Genomic DNA, 14452 nt, shown 5'->3' with positions numbered 1-14452 from the left:
CGCCGCTTGCAGTTCGTTTCTCATGAACAAGCTCGACGCAAAATTTCTCGCCGGACCGCATCTCCGTCTTGTGCCGGAGACCGCGCAGCAATCCGTGACCCAGAACCAGGGAGGCCCTATGCCAGGCATACCGAATATGGCTGAACGCAAACGGCTCAGCGTTCAGGGCCTCACACACAGCTATGGTGGCCAGAATGCCATCAGCGACGTGGCCTTCGATATCGAGGCTGGCGAGATCGTTGCCCTGCTCGGGCCGAGCGGCTGCGGCAAGTCGACCGTACTGCGCGCCATCGCCGGGCTGATCCAGCCGAAGAACGGCAGGATTGAGCTGGGAGATCAGGACCTCGCCAATGTCTCGGCCCGCTCGCGCGGCGTCGGCATGGTCTTTCAGAACTATGCTTTGTTTCCGCATCTGACGGTCGCAGAAAACATCGCCTATCCGCTCGCCTGCCAGAAGCTTCCTCGCACCGAGCGCAAGGCGCGCGTCGAGGAGATGCTGTCTCTCGTCAGGCTCAAGGATTATGGCAACCGCCTGCCGCGCGAACTCTCCGGCGGACAGCAGCAGCGCGTCGCCGTCGCCCGCGCCATCGCCGGGCGCCCCTCCCTTCTGCTTCTCGACGAACCCTTCGGCGCGCTCGACCGCGCCCTGCGTTTCGATCTGCAGGTCGAGCTGCTTCACCTGCAGAAGACGCTCGGCATCACGACGCTGATCGTCACGCATGATCAGGAGGAAGCCCAGAGCCTCGCAAACCGCCTGGTGCTGATGAACAAGGGCAATGTCGAACAGATCGACACGCCGATGACCGTCTACGATCGCCCGAAGACGCTTTTCGTCAACACCTTCATCGGCCAGGCAAACCTGCTCAACGGAACGGTGCTGCGCCTCGATGCCGAGAGCACCCTGATCGGCCTTGCCGATGACCGGACCCTGCTCCTGCCGCGCCGGTTGAATTTCACCCTCGGCTCGAAGGTCACGATCACCTTCCGGCCGGAAGAGGTTCGCCTGTCGACGCAGCCGGGCGAGAGCACCCTGCCGGTACGCATGACGGTTTCCGTGCCGCTCGGCCCCTCCCTCGTCCATGACCTTGTTCTGGAAGACGGCACCGGTCTGCGCGCTTCCGAGGTCAGAGGCCCCACCACGTTCATTCCCGAACCGGGAACGCAGCTATTTGCCGAGATCGACACCGCAAGGTGTCACGCCTTTCCGGCCGAACCGGAAATCATGAGTGAAGAAACAATTCAACAGAGGTGAACGTGATGAAGGACTTTCAGATTACCCGTCGTGGGTTCGGTTTCCTGGCGGCCGGTGTTGCCGCATCGGCCATGCTTCCATTTGCCGCCCGCGCTGCCGGCGGCGGAGCCGTTGCCGCCACTTTCCCGGGCAGCTGGGAAGATGCCTACCGCGCAGTGCTGACGCCGATGGTCAAGGATGCAGGCTATGACCTGACCATTGCCCCGGCGATGGCGCAGGACCAGCTTGCCAAGATCATGGCGAGCCCCGGCAACCCGCCCTATGACACGCTGCTGATGTCGCCTGGCCAGATGGCCGTCGCCATCGAGAAGGATCTCATCCAGAAGATCGATCCGAGCAAGCTCAAGAACTGGGGCATGCTCGATCCGTCCTTCCAGGGCGAATACGGCCCGACCGTGACCATCGAGGTCAACGGCATCGCCTACAATCCCGATCTCGTTCCGAAGCCGAAGCCGAAGGGATATCGCGATCTCTTCGAAAACCCGGCCTATAGCGGCAAGGTTTCCTGGACCGGCTTTGCCTCGAACACCGCCGTCATGGCCTATACCGAGATCGCCAAGATCTTCGGTTCCGGCCCCAACGACATGGACGCGGTCTTCAAGCTGTTCAAGGATCATCCGGAGCATCTAAAGGGCGTGGTCGACAGCACCAACCATCAGATGACGCTGTTCCAGCAGGGTGAAATCGCCGTTTTCATGTGCTCGACCGGCAACGTCGCCCGCCTGAAGAGCCTCGGCCTCAACGCCGAGTTCGTCCAACCCGAAACCGGCTCGCCGGCAGCCCCCGTCAATATCCACTTGACCAAGGGCACGGCCAATCTCGACGCGGCCTATGCCTATATGGATGCCGCGATCTCCAAGGCCGCCCAGGACCAACTCAAGGAGCCGCCGACCGAGATGTTCCCGACCAACAAGGACGTGGCGCTGACGCCGGGCATCGAAGCCTATGTCACCCGCGACCAGATCAAGACCATGGTCTATCCGGATTGGGTCGCGATCAACAAGAACCGCGACGGCTGGATCCGCCAGTTCGACGCGCTCGTTGCCGGTTGAGGTGATGTGATGAAGGCGAGCGGCTTCCCTTACGTCCTACCGATGCTGTTGCTTTCCGTGGCGTTCTTCGCAACGCCGCTCGCCGTCCTCGTCGGTTTCAGCTTCGCCGGTCCCGGCGGAGCGACCCTTGAACATTATGCCCGCTTCTTCGGCGACGCGTTCAATTTCCGCGTCCTCGTCAATACCGCAAGGCTCGGCCTCGAAACCGTCATCGGCACGACCTTGCTCGGCGTGCCGATCGCACTCCTCTACTGGCATGGCGGCAGAAACCTGCGGCAGGTGCTGATTTTCCTGACGCTCATTCCGATGCTGACCAGCAATGTCGTGCGCACCTTCGCCTGGATCGTCATCCTCGGACGCCAGGGACCGATCAGCGAAGCGCTGGTCGGGCTCGGCCTGACAGGAATGCCGACCAGCCTGCTCTTTACCGAACTCGGCCTGGTCATGGCCATGTGCCAGATCGACCTGCCGCTGATCATCCTGCCGCTGATCGCCATCCTGTCGCGTACGCCGGTGCAGCTGACGGAAGCGGCCCAGGTTTCCGGCGCCGGTCCCTGGCGCATCTTTGTCACCGTGCTTTTGCCACTGATGCTGCCGGGCCTGCTGGCGGGCTGGATCCTGGTCTTTGCCAGCACCAGCAGCTCCTTCGTCACCCAGGCCGTCATCGGCGGCGCGCGCAACGTCTATGTGCCGCAGTTGATCTACCGCGAAGTCGGCACGCTGTTCGACTGGCCGCTGGCCTCGGCCATCGCCGTCGTCCTGCTGCTGTCCACCGGCTGCCTGCTGGTCGCCCTTACCATGATGTCCCGTCACAGGAGGTTGGTCGGTCATGCGTGATCGTCGCGAAAATCCCATTCCCGTCATCCTCTACAAGGCATTCGCCTACGGTTTCGGCGGCCTCTGCGTCATCTATCTCGTGGCGCCCATCGTGATTGCGCTGACGATGTCGTTCACCTCGGGGCAGACATTGAAATATCCGCCGCAGGGCTTTTCGCTCAGGTGGTATGCGGCGCTGCTCGATCCCGTGCGCTCGGCAACCGAACATATCGCCGCCTGGAACTCGCTGAAGATCGCCGGCCTTGCCGTCCTCGGATCGCTGATCTTTGCGGTTCCGGCAACCATCGGCATGACGCGCATGAAGCGCAGCACCGCCGGCACGATCGAGCCGCTGCTGCTCGCCCCGCTCGTCCTGCCGAGCCTGGTCTACGGCCTTGCCGCTTTGATCGTCGCCAACTTTATCGGCTTCAAGCCGTCGCTCTGGCTGACCGTATCAGGCCATGTCGTGGTCTTCGGGCCGCTGATGTACCGCGCCGCCTCCGTCGTCGCCCAGGGACTCAATCCCTCGCTTGCCGAGGCATCGACGACCATGGGCGCGAGCTGGTTCATGACGCTGCGGCGCGTGACCCTGCCGCTATTGATGCCCGGCATTCTGGCCGGCGCATTCCTCGTCTTCATCCAGTCGCTCGACAATGTGTCGGTATCGCTTTTCCTCGCCGACGCCCGCACGACCGTCTTGCCGCTGCGGATGTTCGCGCTGATCGAGGAATCGCTCGATGTGCGCGTCGCGGCAATCTCCGGAATTCTGATCGCCGTGACGCTGGTCGGACTGCTGGTTGCCCGGCGCGTGCTCGCGCCGCCACGGCAGGCCTGAACAATCCGTCAATGACCTATGCCTGAACTTGGAAGGAACAAACTCATGAACATGCGCGCGACAAACGCAGGCGGCTATCGGATGGGATCGCTGCTGGCCGACTTCCAGCCGGATTTCGACTTCTCCGCGCCCTTGCCGCTTCCTGTCGAAGAGTTCGAGGATCGCCTTCGCAAAATTCGCCGTCAGGCGGTCGAAGCCGGCCATGACGCACTGATCGTCCATGCCGGCAGCGTCGGCTGGTTCCACGCGTCCAACGCCTATCTGCGCTATATCTGCGACTGGATGCGCGAAGGCGTGCTGATCATTCCGACCGATGCCGACAAGGCGATGGTGCTTCTCTCGTTCTTCACCCAATCCGTCCTGCTGCCGCCGGGCGGCGAGCCCGTACTCGTCGACGAAATCTGGCAGATCGGACCGATCGGCCGCGAATATGCCGACCGTCCCGGCGATTCCGTCATCAAGACTGCCGAGAAATGCGCCGAGGTTCTCGCCGGTCTCGGCCTCGCCAAGGCCCAGATCGGCAGGATCGGCGACCGCACGTCGCTGACCTTCTGGTCTGCGCTCGACGAGTTGATGCCGAAGAGCAAGTTCGTCGCCGACAACGCCATCCTCGACCGCATGCAGAAGGTCCGCTCGCTGCCCGAGATCGAGATGTTCCGCGCCGCTGCCCAGCTGATCAGCATCGGCACGCAGGCTGCCTATCATGTAGCGAAGTCAGGCGTCACCGACCATGAAATCCTGGCCGCCTTCACCTATGCGCAGATGGCGCTCGGCGGCGAAACGGGCGACGGCTACCAGATCGGCATCAACGAATTCGGCACTCATTGCGGCAAGCCCTATGGCCACATCGTCCGCCCGGGCGACCTCATCAACCTCTATATTTCCAACGTCACCTATCGCGGCTACACCGCCCAGACCGCTCGCATGATCGCGGTCGGCGACATCACCAGCCACCAGGAGGATGTGCTTGCCGCCTGCACCGAAGGCGTCAAGCGGGCGGAGAAGCTGATCAGGCCGGGCGCGCTGATGCGGGATATCAACAACGCCGCCTTCGAACCGATGATCGAGCGAGGCATGCTGACCTCAGCCGAGGCGCGCACCATGCCCTACAACTGGTCGCCGATGGAAGACGGCGGAGCACGCCTGATCCCCCATCAGTATGTGAAGGACATCGACTGGGAGGCGCAGGGCCGCAAGCTCATGCACGTCTATCCGGCAACGCACGGACCGCACAATCCGAACCTCGGCCATTCGGTCGGCATGGCCGGCGGCCAGAACAGCTTCAATATCTCCTCGCATAACTACGACAGGATGGAAGAGGGCATGGTCTTCGTGCTGCACACGCAGTGGCTGGAGCCGCTGTCGGCCGGCTGCAACGTCGGCGACATGTATGTCGTGACCAAGGACGGCTTTGAGAACCTCAGCCGCCATACCCCGCTTGAAACCCACCGCGTCGCTGCCGAGGCCTGACATGATCAATCATAAACAACACACCCATTTCGATTTCGCCAAGCTGACCGAGCGCGAGCGTTACAAGATCCTCATCGGCACGGTCATTCCCCGCCCCATCGCGCTGGTGACGACGGCGAGCAAGGAGGGCCTGCCGAATGCCGGCCCGTTCAGCTTCTTCAACGTCCTGACCCACGACCCGGCAATCGTCGCCATCGGCGTCGAGAATTATGCCGACATGCGTTTCAAGGATACGGCCCGCAACATCCGCGAAACCGGCGAGTTTACGGTACACATCTGCGATGACGCCCTTGTCGACCAGATGGAGGTTTGCGCCATCAAGTTCGGGCCTGAGGTCGACGAACTCTCGGAAGCCGGACTGGCAACGGCGCCGGGACAGATGGTCAGAAGCCCGCGCATCCTGGCAGCGCCCGCAGCACTCGAATGCCGCCGCCACACCACCCTGCAGGTCGGCCCGGCGCGCGAAATCATCCTCGGCGAAGTGCTTGGCGTCTATGTCAGAAGCGATGCAGTCAATCCGACGAACCTGCATATCGACCAGCAACTGATGGACGCCGTCGGAAGAATGGGTGGCCATACCTACGCAAGGACGCGCGACCAGTTCGACATCAAGACGCAGACCAAGGAGGAGTGGAGTTCGCGAAAGAGCGTTTCGGAGCCGGTCAGCGCGTAGCCGGGCTTGGCATACTCCAGCGTAATCCGGCTATTCAGCTGCCGGAAAGAGCGCTCCCGTTTCTCGAAGGCACTGAAATGCCTTCGTGTAACTCCCGGGAAAACCGTTTCGCCTTTGGAATCCCCTAATCCAAAAACCGATAAAGCCAGTCGCGCGTTTCCTCCGGCAGCGAGGCCGGCGACTGGTCTTCGCGGGTGCGGGCCTGCCAGATGATCTCGACCTCGGCGGCGCGCTCCTCGCCGGTGTCGATCGAAATGAGGAAGCCGATGGAATGCATGCCGATCTTGTCGACGGTGGCGGTGAAGGTTGCCGGCTCGTCATAGTGCAGCGGACGGTGCAGCATGCAGGAAACCTTGCTGGGGCTATAGAGCGGTTCGTCATCGACATCGGGCCGTGAGGACCAGAAGCCTGCCAGGACGGACTCGGCATAGGAAATATAGGAGGCCAGAAACATCTGGCCGGTCATATCGACATCGCGAAACGGCACGCGTATTTCCGCCACATCCGGGCGTTTCGACTGACTCATCAACAGATCTGCCCTACTGAGTTCCCCATGAGAACACTACTGCATAATTGCTTATACCGGAACCGGTTTAAGGATAGAATTACGCAATAGTTCAAAGTGTTACAGTGTCCTCCACCCGCCTGAAAGGATGCGGCGCCGTTGCAAGGGACCTGATTGACGGAAACGGCGCGAACGAGACAGTTTGATGGGCGAACGGTCGGAAGGCGCGGCAAGGCCGCTTGTTGAAATCGTCAGGCGATGCCCCATCTGCTGTGGCACATGACATAAGCGACCGATAGAGTGTCTTCATGAGCACCCGTCTTTATGAACACCCGATCTTCCTGGAACATGTCACGCCCGCCGGCCATCCGGAGCGATCGGATAGGATCCGCGCCATCAATGTCGCGCTGGAACATCCGAATTTCGAGCGGCTGGAGCGCCGAGAGGCGCCGCAGGCGAATGAGGATGCGGTGCTGCTGGCCCATCCGGAGGAACATCTGACCGCCGTCATGCGGGAGATCCCCGAGGAAGAGGGTGAGATCAACCAGATCGAAGCCGACACCTACGCCAGCAGCAAGTCCCTGCAGGCGGCGCTGACTGGCATCGGCGGGGCGATGGCGGCGGTGGACGATGTCTTTACCGGCCGGGCCGACAATGTCTTCGTCGCCGCCCGCCCGCCGGGGCACCATGCCGAGAAGATGACGGCGATGGGCTTCTGCTTCTTCAACAATGCGGCGATCGCCGCCCGGCATGCGCAGAAGACGCATGGCGCCGAGCGTATCGCCATCGTCGACTGGGACGTGCATCACGGCAACGGCACGCAGGATATCTTCTGGGACGATCCTTCGGTGCTGTTCTGCTCGACGCATCAGATGCCGCTCTATCCCGGCACCGGCGCCAAGGACGAGAAGGGCACGCACAACACCATCGTCAATGCGCCGCTATCGCCGAATGTCGGCAGCGACCATTTTCGCGAGGCGTTCAAATCGCGCGTGCTGCCCGCCCTTGACGATTTCCGGCCGGATCTCATCATCATCTCCGCCGGCTTCGACGCGCATCACCGCGATCCCTTGGCGCAGATCAATCTGACCGGCGAGGATTTCGACTGGGCAACCGGGCGCGTACTGGAACTCGCGGACCGGCATGCGAAGAACCGGGTCGTCAGCCTGCTCGAAGGCGGTTATGATCTCGAGGGACTCGCCGAATCGGCGGGCATGCATATTCTGAGAATGATGAAGGGTTGAGAATGACTGACAGCGCCAAGCCGGAGGTGTCCGGCCTTTCCTTCGAAAAGGCGGTCGCCGAACTCGAAAGCATCGTCGCCCGGCTGGAACGCGGCGATGTGGCGCTGGATGAATCGATCGAGATCTATGAGCGCGGCGAAGCGCTGAAGAAACATTGCGAGACCCTGCTTTCAGCCGCCGAAAACCGCATCGAGAAGATCAGGCTCGACCGCGCCGGCAAGCCGCAGGGCGTCGAGCCGCTCGACGGCGCCTGAGACAGCAAACTCCCTTTTGAAGACGCTTGGCTATCGGCTTCGGACCGATCTATGATCCCTTTGCAAAACAGTGAGGGGAAGGAAAAATGACGGACAGGTTGAAGGGCAAGGTCGCCATTATCTCGGGCGGCGCGACCGGCATGGGCGGTGCCGCCTCGAAGCTTTTTGCGGCGGAAGGCGCGCGTGTTGCGATCATCGACCGCAATGGCGATGCAGCCGCCGAGACCGTGAAGCAGATCCGTGATGCCGGCGGCGAGGCCGATTGCTGGACCGCCGATGTCTCGGACGAAGCCGCCGTCATTGCCGCCGTCGCCGGTGTCGAAGAACGCTACGGCGCGGTGACCGTGCTCTTCAATCATGCCGGTACGATCGTCATCAAGCCTTTCCTCGAAACGACCGTTGAGGAATGGGACTGGCTGCACGCGGTCAATGTGCGCTCGATGTTCCTGATGACCAAGGCCGTGCTGCCGAAGATGATTGCAAGCGGCGGCGGATCGATCGTCTGCACCTCGTCGATCTCGGCGGTCGCCGCCACGCCGATGGAAGTGCTTTACGACACGACCAAGGGGGCCGTGCATATGTTTGCCCGTGCCATCGCGGTGGAATTCCGTGACCGCAACATCCGCTGCAACGCCGTCTGTCCCGGCTTCATCCGCACGCCGCACGGCCTGCGCGAGGTGGCCGACCTGCAGGCGCTCGGCGTCGACGTTTCGGATGCCGCCATTGCCGCGCAGCAGGGGCGGATCGGTGAACCCGAAGACGTGGCGCGAGCCGCGCTTTATCTCGCCAGCGACGAGTCGAGCTTCGTCAATGGCGCCCATCTCTTCGTCGACAACGGTTTTACCGCGATCTGAGCGGGTGCACGTCCGATTGGGCACGCGGCGCACTTTCCAGTGCTGGAGCGTCTTTGCGCGTCCGATTGGACGCGCGGCGCTCCAGGCGCTATCTGTGGGCGATGACGCGCGGCCCTGTAGCGATCGGAGATCCCCATGTCCTTCTTTCCCGGTAAAGACCCCCTGCCCGGCGATGCCTTCGCCTGCGACGCGATCGAGAACCTGATCATCCCGCGCACCAGCGATATCGGCGGTTTCCAGGTGCGCCGCGCGCTGCCCAGCCGGCAGCGGCGGCTGGTCGGGCCATTCATCTTCTTCGACCGCATGGGGCCGGCGATCCTGAAGCCCGACGAGGCGCTCGACGTCAAGCCGCATCCGCATATCGGGCTGTCGACGGTCACCTATCTGTTCGACGGCGAGATCCGCCATCGCGATAGCCTTGGCACCGAAAAGGTCATCCGTCCCGGCGATATCAACCTGATGACGGCAGGCCGCGGCATCGTCCATTCCGAGCGCACGCCCGACAATCTGCGCGGCCATCCGCTGCTGATGTCGGGGCTGCAGACCTGGCTGGCGCTGCCAGACGACAAGGAGGAGATCGATCCCGCCTTCGCCCATACGGAAAAATCCGCGATGCCGCTGATCGAGACGACAGGCGTGCGCGGGCGTGTGGTCATCGGCTCGTTCGAAGGCATGGCATCCCCCGTCGGCGTTTTCTCCGACACGCTCTATGTCGATCTCGACCTGCAGCCGGGCGCCAAATTTCCCTTTGGCTCGGCTCATGAAGAGCGCGCCGTCTATGTGCTCTCGGGCGAGGTCGTCATATCAGGCGACCGCTTCGCCGCCGACCAGCTGCTGGTCTTCCGGCCAGGCGATGCGATCACGCTGGAGGCCGGCCGCGATGGCTGTCACCTGATGCTCTTCGGCGGCGCGGCGCTGAATTCGAAACGTTATATCTGGTGGAATTTCGTCTCCTCCTCTAAGGAAAGGATCGAACAGGCCAAGGAAGAATGGCGTAGCGGCCGCTTCGATATCGTGCCGGGGGATGAAGAGGAATTCGTGCCTTTGCCGGAGGGCTGAGCGACACGAAATGAGAGAAATAGACCAGGATATACTCCGAAAACCGTTCACACTTTCCGGCATCATGCTCTAAGGTGAAAAGCTTCGGTTCCTGAAATGCACTTGTTTTGCCGCAATCTAATCGAATAAAGCGGAACAAGGAAAAGCAAGAAAGAGCGCCCGCCTGTGACACAACTGCCGAAGACCCCCCTGCTCGACCAGGTCATCTATCCCGCCGACCTGCGCAAGCTCGAGGATCGCGACCTGCCGCAGCTTGCCCGCGAAGTCCGGGACGAAATGATTGATGCGGTGTCGCGCACCGGCGGCCATCTCGGCGCCGGTCTCGGCGTCGTCGAATTGACGATCGCCATCCACAGCGTCTTCGACACGCCTGATGATCGGCTGATCTTCGATGTCGGCCACCAATGTTATCCGCACAAGATACTCACCGGCCGGCGCGACCGCATCCGGACGCTGCGCCAGGAAGACGGGCTGTCCGGCTTCACCCGCCGGGCCGAAAGCGAATATGATCCCTTCGGGGCGGCGCATTCCTCGACCTCGATCTCGGCCGGCCTCGGCATGGCGATTGCCGCCGACCTCGACAAATCAGACCGCCGCGTCATCGCCGTCATCGGCGACGGGGCGATGTCGGCCGGCATGGCCTATGAGGCGCTGAACAATGCCGGCGCACTCGATGCGCGCCTCATCGTCATCCTCAACGACAACGACATGTCGATCGCGCCGCCGACAGGCGCCATGAGCGCCTATCTCGCCCGCCTCGCCTCGGGTCGCACCTATATGGGCTTCCGTGACTTCGGCAAGAAGCTAACGGCCTATCTCGGCAAGAACATCGACCGGGCGATCACCCGCGCCGTCGAACATGCGCGCGGCTACGTCACCGGCGGCACGATGTTCGAGGAGATGGGCTTTTATCATATCGGGCCGATCGACGGGCATTCCTTCGACCACCTGCTGCCCGTGTTGCGCAACGTGCGCGACAATGGGCGCGGACCGGTGCTCATTCATGTCGTCACCCAGAAGGGCAAGGGCTATCCGCCGGCGGAAGCCGCGGCCGATAAATATCACGGCGTCAACAAGTTCGACGTCATCACCGGCGCCCAGGCAAGGGTCAAGCCGAATGCGCCGAGCTATACCAGCGTCTTTGCCGAAGCGCTGGTGCAGGAAGCCGCCCTCGACGACAAGATCGTCGGCATCACCGCCGCCATGCCGAATGGTACTGGCCTCGACAAGCTCGCCGAGGCTTTTCCGTCGCGCTGCTTCGATGTCGGTATTGCCGAACAGCATGCCGTGACCTTCGCCGCCGGCCTGGCAGCGGAAGGCTACAAGCCGTTCGCCGCCCTCTATTCCACCTTCCTGCAGCGCGCCTACGACCAGGTCGTGCACGACGTGGCGATCCAGGGACTGCCGGTGCGTTTTCCGATCGACCGTGCCGGCTTCGTCGGCGCCGACGGGCCGACGCATGCCGGCTCCTTCGACACCACCTTCCTGACCACGCTGCCCGGCTTCGTGGTGATGGCGGCGGCCGACGAGGCCGAACTCAAGCACATGGTGCGCACGGCTGTCGCCTATGATGGCGGGCCGATCTCGTTCCGCTATCCGCGCGGCGAAGGCGTCGGCGTCGACATGCCGGCGCGCGGAGAAATCCTGCAGATCGGCAAGGGCCGCATCGTCAAGGAAGGCACCAAGGTGGCGCTGCTCTCCTTCGGCACCCGGCTTGCCGATTGTCTGCTTGCCGCCGAGGATCTCGATGCCGCCGGGCTTTCGACGACGGTCGCCGATGCGCGTTTCGCCAAGCCGCTCGACCATGATCTGATCCGGCAGCTTGCCCGCCACCACGAGATGGTGATCACGGTCGAGGAAGGCTCGATCGGCGGCTTCGGCAGCCATGTGATGCATTTCCTCGCCACCGAGGGCCTGCTCGACAACGGCCTGAAGCTGCGCTCGCTCGTGATGCCCGACATCTGGATGGAGCAGGCCAAGCCCGAAGCCATGAACGCCCACGCCGGCCTCGACCGCGCCGGCATCGTCTCGACGGTGTTCAGGGCGCTGGGGCGCGGTGTTGCGGTTGGGGTTGCGGGATAGGTGAATTTGCGAGGGTGTGCCGTGTAGCCCCCTCATCCGCCCTACGGGCACCTTCTCCCCGAGGGGAGAAGAGGGAATCGAGACGTTGCGGCATATCTCTTCTCCCCTCGGGGAGAAGGTGCCGGCAGGCGGATGAGGGGGCTGCTCGGCAGGTCCTCTCAATAAAAAAGGCGGCACATCACTGCACCGCCCTTTTCATTTAACGTCCCTGCAAAGGGTCCGCTCTCAGAACTCCGTCCACTCTTCCTGAACGGTCGCCGCAGCGCTTGCCTGTCTTCCGCCGAAGGCCTTGGCGACGGTGCGGGTCAGGGCGTGGGCTGGAGAGGCGACCGGGCGGGAGCTCGTGCCGGCAACGCTGGCGCGCGGTGCCGGGGCCACCTGGCCGAGCTTGAACTGACGCAGCAATTCTTCGAGGGCGTTTGCCTCCTGGGCAAGCGCATGGCTTGCTGCGGTCTGCTCTTCGACCATAGCGGCGTTCTGTTGCGTGCCCTGGTCCATGTTGTTGACGGCGGTGTTGATCTCCTGCAGGCCGATCGACTGTTCGCGCGTGGCGGTGACGATGGCGCTGACGTGGTGGTTGATTTCCTGCACCTCGGAGACGATGACCTCCAGCGCCTTGCCGGTCTCGCCGACGAGGCCGACGCCGGCAACGACTTGTTCGCCCGAGGTGGTGATCAGCGCCTTGATCTCCTTCGCGGCCTTCGCCGAGCGCTGGGCAAGCTCGCGCACTTCCTGGGCGACGACCGCAAAGCCCTTGCCGGCATCGCCGGCGCGGGCGGCTTCAACGCCGGCATTCAAGGCCAAAAGATTGGTCTGGAAGGCGATGTCGTCGATGACGCCGATGATGTTGGAGATTTCACCCGAGGACTTCTCGATCTGCTGCATGGCGGAGACGGCCTTGCGGACGACTTCGCCTGACTTTTCGGCGCCGAGGCGGGCGCGCTCGACGAGATTGCCGACATCCTCGGCGCGCTTGGCGCTGTCGCGGACGGTCGTCGTCACTTCCTCGAGCGCTGCTGCGGTCTGCTCAACGGCGGCAGCCTGCTGCTCGGTGCGGTGGGCCAGATCGTCGGCGGCGGAGCGGATTTCGCCGGCGCCGGCATTGATTGCCGAAGCGTTGCGGCCGACCGATTGCAGTGCCGCCTGCAGCTTTTCGACGGCGTGGTTGAAGTCATTGCGCAGACTGTCATATTGCGAGGCGAACGGCGTCTGGAGACGACCGGCCATATCGCCATTGGCAAGCTCGGCAAGGCCGCCCGCCAGAGCGTCGATGGCATAGCGGATCTCGCCTTCCTCGCGCGCCTTCTGCTCGTCGCCTGCCCGGCGCTGGCGCTCGGCATCGTCACGCATGCGGTCGGTCTCGCCGGCAAGGCGCAGCTTCTCGATCGCCGCCTGCTTGAAGACCAGGACGGACTGAGCCATGCGGCCGATTTCGTCGCCGCGCTCGACAGCCGGAACCTCGATGTCGTTCTGACCGCCGGCGAGGCGATCCATGGCGCTCGTCATGCCGACGACCGGGCGGACGATGATGCGCGACATCAGCCAGGCGAGCATGGCGGCGGCAAGCGAGGCGACGATGCCGCCGGCAAGCAGCGTCACCTTGAGATCGCTGTTGGCATCGGCCCGGATAGCGGCCAGCGCATTCGACTTTTCACGCGCGGTGGCCTTGATCTTGGCCGAGGCCTGGCGGAAGCCATCGAGCTGGCCCTTGGTGGCGTTGACGCCGATCTTGACGACCTCTTCGATCGGCATGTCGGTTTCCTTGCGCGCCTTGGTCTGCGGCTCGGCAAGTTCATGGAAATAGAGATCGGCGGCCTTCTGCATACCGTCGATCATCTCGACCAGCTGCGGCTCGCCGGCGGCCGTCTGCTTGGCGGCGGCAATCGCCTTCAGCATGCGCTCGCGGTTGGCGAAGACATCGCCATAGGTGCTGTCGCTGCGGAAGAGGATGAAGCCGCGCAGGTTGACGGCCTGTTCGAGCATCGCCTGCAGCGCATCGTCGATCTGATTGACGAGCAGCTCGGACTTTTCCTGCTCGGCAGACGCTGCCGCGGACGCCGTCGCCTTGGAATAGACGAAAGCGGAAACGGCGACGAAAATGAGAATGAGGGCTGCGAACGTGGCCGCAAGCTTACCGTTCAAGGATATATTTTTGGCGGACATCGGGTGATTCTCCTGACGACAGTCGACGCGACGAGAGGCAGGTCGCGCGAGACGCAACCGCCAGATGTTTGAAGCTGAGAACATGATCGGCGTGGAAACGCTTGCGCCGTCATGGCGCCGAGCGGCTTGGATGAACCGCTACAATCACGCCGAACCTATCCGGGCAGGCTTTAAATTTGTTTAAATTTGTGCA

At 62.9% G+C, this 14452-nt stretch carries 13 protein-coding genes; 11 read left to right on the top strand and 2 right to left on the bottom strand.

Translation table 11 applies throughout. The annotated features are described in order from the left end of the window. Positions 1–22: 22 nt before the first annotated feature. The 6 genes from BA011_RS00280 to BA011_RS00255 are packed head-to-tail and all read left to right on the top strand — an operon-like array spanning position 23 to position 6098. Positions 23–1252: an ABC transporter ATP-binding protein gene (locus BA011_RS00280; RefSeq protein WP_065279001.1), complete on the top strand. Its 1230-nt coding sequence runs from the start codon at positions 23–25 to the stop codon at positions 1250–1252. Continuing rightward, positions 1249–2304, top strand: a complete 1056-nt coding sequence (locus BA011_RS00275) for an ABC transporter substrate-binding protein (protein WP_210191781.1) — start codon at positions 1249–1251, stop codon at positions 2302–2304. The genes BA011_RS00280 and BA011_RS00275 overlap by 4 nt, the downstream gene beginning before the upstream one ends. Before the next feature lie 9 nt (positions 2305–2313). Continuing rightward, positions 2314–3141, top strand: coding sequence for an ABC transporter permease (locus tag BA011_RS00270; RefSeq protein ID WP_012755672.1), 828 nt, complete (start codon positions 2314–2316; stop codon positions 3139–3141). Next, positions 3134–3955, top strand: coding sequence for an ABC transporter permease (locus BA011_RS00265; protein WP_065279000.1), 822 nt, complete (start codon positions 3134–3136; stop codon positions 3953–3955). Before BA011_RS00270 ends, BA011_RS00265 begins: the two co-directional genes overlap by 8 nt. 45 nt (positions 3956–4000) lie before the next feature. Further along, positions 4001–5425, top strand: coding sequence for a M24 family metallopeptidase (locus BA011_RS00260; RefSeq protein ID WP_065278999.1), 1425 nt, complete (start codon positions 4001–4003; stop codon positions 5423–5425). 1 nt (position 5426) lies between these two features. Then, a complete protein-coding gene (locus tag BA011_RS00255; RefSeq protein WP_065278998.1) occupies positions 5427–6098 on the top strand; it encodes a flavin reductase family protein in 672 nt (223 codons plus the stop codon). Between the two features lie 124 nt (positions 6099–6222). Here BA011_RS00255 and BA011_RS00250 read toward each other — a convergent pair whose 3' ends face one another. Further along, a complete protein-coding gene (locus BA011_RS00250) occupies positions 6223–6624 on the bottom strand; it encodes an acyl-CoA thioesterase (protein WP_065278997.1) in 402 nt (133 codons plus the stop codon). Positions 6625–6911: 287 nt separating this feature from the next. Between BA011_RS00250 and BA011_RS00245 the strand changes: the two genes are divergently transcribed. The 5 genes from BA011_RS00245 to dxs all read left to right on the top strand — a co-directional run bounded on the left by BA011_RS00245 (position 6912) and on the right by dxs (position 12096). After that, positions 6912–7847: a histone deacetylase family protein gene (locus tag BA011_RS00245; RefSeq protein WP_065278996.1), complete on the top strand. Its 936-nt coding sequence runs from the start codon at positions 6912–6914 to the stop codon at positions 7845–7847. A gap of 2 nt (positions 7848–7849) precedes the next feature. Next, positions 7850–8101 carry an exodeoxyribonuclease VII small subunit gene (locus BA011_RS00240; RefSeq protein WP_003545921.1) on the top strand — a complete coding sequence of 84 codons (252 nt, stop codon included), beginning with the start codon at positions 7850–7852 and terminating at the stop codon, positions 8099–8101. A gap of 86 nt (positions 8102–8187) precedes the next feature. Continuing rightward, positions 8188–8955 carry an SDR family NAD(P)-dependent oxidoreductase gene (locus BA011_RS00235; protein WP_065278995.1) on the top strand — a complete coding sequence of 256 codons (768 nt, stop codon included), beginning with the start codon at positions 8188–8190 and terminating at the stop codon, positions 8953–8955. A 135-nt stretch (positions 8956–9090) separates the two neighbouring features. Next, positions 9091–10014 carry a pirin family protein gene (locus tag BA011_RS00230; protein ID WP_065278994.1) on the top strand — a complete coding sequence of 308 codons (924 nt, stop codon included), beginning with the start codon at positions 9091–9093 and terminating at the stop codon, positions 10012–10014. A 165-nt stretch (positions 10015–10179) separates the two neighbouring features. Beyond that, complete coding sequence (gene dxs / locus BA011_RS00225) at positions 10180–12096, top strand: 1-deoxy-D-xylulose-5-phosphate synthase (protein WP_065278993.1); 1917 nt, start codon at positions 10180–10182, stop codon at positions 12094–12096. A 225-nt stretch (positions 12097–12321) separates the two neighbouring features. Here the strand turns inward: dxs and BA011_RS00220 are convergent, their stop codons facing one another. Continuing rightward, complete coding sequence (locus tag BA011_RS00220; RefSeq protein WP_065278992.1) at positions 12322–14259, bottom strand: methyl-accepting chemotaxis protein; 1938 nt, start codon at positions 14257–14259, stop codon at positions 12322–12324. Positions 14260–14452 lie beyond the last annotated feature (193 nt).

Origin of the sequence: Rhizobium leguminosarum, from assembly GCF_001679785.1 — a bacterium.
In the GTDB taxonomy this organism is placed as follows: Bacteria; Pseudomonadota; Alphaproteobacteria; order Rhizobiales; family Rhizobiaceae; genus Rhizobium; species Rhizobium leguminosarum_R.
This window is presented reverse-complemented; position numbering and strand designations above follow the sequence as displayed.